The organism is Aequorivita vitellina (assembly GCF_022008365.1).
GTDB classification, from domain to species: Bacteria; Bacteroidota; Bacteroidia; order Flavobacteriales; family Flavobacteriaceae; genus Aequorivita; species Aequorivita vitellina.
Genome location: NZ_JAIRBA010000096.1, coordinates 1 through 1,097, shown reverse-complemented (window position 1 = coordinate 1,097; position 1,097 = coordinate 1). Strand labels below are relative to the sequence as shown.

Genomic DNA, 1,097 nt, shown 5'->3' with positions numbered 1-1,097 from the left:
ATTACGTGCCCAGGAGATATTACAGTAAATAACGATCCTGGTATTTGTGGCGCTGCAGTAACATGGACTGCTCCAGTGGGAGTAGATAATTGTTCAGGTAGTGTAACAACCTCATCGCACAACCCCGGTGATATCTTTCCTGTTGGGACAACTACGGTTACTTATGTAGTGACAGATGCCAGTGGAAACTCAGCTAACTGTAGCTTCAGTGTAACAGTTAATGACACCGAACCACCAGTGATGACGTGTCCAACAGATTTTGCCGTAAGTAATGATCCCGGACTCTGTAGTGCCGTGGTTACTTATGTCACTCCAACGGCTACAGACAATTGTAGTTCATATGATATAGTTGTAAATGGAAGTTTCGAAACGGGTGATTTTACAGGTTGGGTTGTAGATGATTTTACAACGCCATATATACCTTATTATGTAGGTGCATCTAATGATGGAGATACATTCTTCCCAGCAGCTACTCCTACTGATGGTGGACTCCTTGCGGGAAATAGTTTCGATTCAGCGGGACCCGATACTTCACTTATATATCAAGAAGTTAGTATTCCTGCTGGAATAACGACTGCCGATTTAAGTTGGGATGAAAATATAGATTATGACTTATTCACTTTCTGTGGAGGTTGCTCAGATAGAACCTATCAGGTACAGGTACTCGATGCTACTAATACAGTGCTTCAAGTATTAAAAACTATTGTTTTAACTGCAGGAACTATTGACTCAGATAATATTTGGGTAAGCGAAAATGCAGATCTTTCTGCCTATGCAGGCCAAACCATTCGTATTGGTTTCTGGCAAGACACCCCTGATACATTCTCGGGTCCTGCTAAATTTGCACTTGATAATGTTGTTTTAATGGTAGACGCGCCTTCTACCGTTATCCAAACAGCAGGATTGCCTAGCGGCAGTATCTTCCCATTCGGAACAACAACAAATACCTTTGTTGCAACAGACTTTGCAGGAAACACCTCCACTTGTAGTTTTGATATAACCGTGAACGATACTGAAGCACCAGTAGCAAACTGTGCCGCACCGTTTACGATTCAATTGGATGCAACTGGCAATGCCACTATCACGGTCGCCGACAT

The 1,097-nt window shown here is 42.7% G+C and carries 1 protein-coding gene; it reads left to right on the top strand.

Annotated features, from left to right (window positions below; translation table 11 throughout):
• Positions 1-1,097, top strand: a 1,097-nt coding sequence (locus tag K8089_RS16110) for an HYR domain-containing protein (RefSeq protein ID WP_237604312.1), incomplete at both ends; no start/stop codon positions are given.